Source organism: Streptomyces sp. NPDC004031, from assembly GCF_053604375.1.
Map to the genome: position 1 here is coordinate 1 of NZ_JBSGHL010000160.1, position 1,437 is coordinate 1,437.

Annotated in this window: 2 protein-coding genes; both read left to right on the forward strand. The window is 59.7% G+C overall.

The features are described 5' to 3' along the window. A partial coding sequence (locus tag ACWERV_RS36815) for a hypothetical protein (protein ID WP_452941255.1) occupies positions 1–422 on the forward strand: 422 nt, incomplete at its 5' end. A 12-nt stretch (positions 423–434) separates the two neighbouring features. Continuing rightward, a partial coding sequence (locus tag ACWERV_RS36820; protein WP_452941257.1) for a methyltransferase occupies positions 435–1,437 on the forward strand: 1,003 nt, incomplete at its 3' end.

The window sequence follows — 1,437 nt, forward strand, 5'->3', positions numbered from 1 at the left end:
GGGATCTGTACATGCGGGCGGTGATGGCGCGCAGCCGTTTCGTTGTCACGAACGCTGTTCATTTTTATTACCGTCGGCGCGCGCACTCGATGATACATTCGGAGGCCGCGACACGCAGGATCGGACTGTATTACCACGACATCCTGCGCAAGAAGCGCGTCACATTCGGAAGTATGACGCTGCCGATGTATGTGCTCGAGGGGATGAGCGGCACGACGCATGGGGAGTCCGTCGAGGCCATGCGCGCGAAGCTCGCGGCGTACGAAGGAAGCGCGGCCGTTGCGGCAGCGCTGGCACTGCAGGTTCGTCTGAATCGGCTTCCGCCCTGGATGCGGGCAGCGTTGAAACGGATGGCGCACTGGATGATGCATTTTAGAAGGGCAAGGCATGAGCGCATCATTGGCGCACGTGCCGACAGGTAGGTGAGGTCATCAATGGAAAAGGCAAATCAGAACTACTGGCTGCATCAGTCAGGGGCGGATTACGAGCGTCAGCAGATCTGGCGCGCGGAGCAAGGGCGCGCCGCATACCGAGCGCAGGAGACCTGGTTGATCGACCACCTGCGCGATCGCAGCGAACAACTCGGTCGACCAGTGCGTGTGCTCGACTTCGGTTGTGGTTTCGGGCGCATGGCGCGTGTTCTGTCGGCCTGCCCGTTCGTCGACTACCATGGCTACGATTTTTCTGAAACGATGATCCGGCAGTTGCTCGACGAGCCGCCTGCGACGTTGACGGATGCCGGTCGCCGTATTCGCGTCGCGCCAAGCGTGACGGAGGCGTTTGCAGGAGCCACGTTCGACGTCGTCTTCACGGTGTCGGTGCTGATTCACAACACGCGTGAGGATGCTGCCCGTCTGCTTGCGGAGATGAAGCGTCTGCTGGACGCAGAAGGTTATCTGTTGCTGATCGAGAATCAGCTCGTGCCGTTTGATCTTCGAGAGAACAATTGGCATGGCGGCTGCTGGGTGCATGATTACGTCGGTGATCTGGCCGCCGACAGCAACGTGCTGGTTTTTCACGATGTGATTCAAGATCACGACGTCTACAAGATCGAGCCGGCTGGTGCGAATGGTCGCCTGGTATCGATCATGCAATCCGATGGCCGGGTTCAGCCTCTCGACGAGAGCGAGCGAATGAGAATGAGCCTGCCCAGACTGAAGATCGCTCTTCAAGGACTCGCGGGCGAGTTGGAGCAAAGCGATGTTGCGGCGCTCGAAGGTCGACTTCACGACTTCGCTGAAACGACCGAAAACCAGCAGCGACTCATCGACAGGCAGGAGCGTGCGCTGGAAAGCCAGAAGATCGAGATCGAACGATTGCGCAAGGAGTGCGCCGACCTGCGCGAAGTGCAGGACTTGCGCAAACGTCTGCATCGTGTCCTGACCGACGCGCACCGCGAAATCGCGCCGATTCATGTGGTGCCGGTTGCGACGAGCG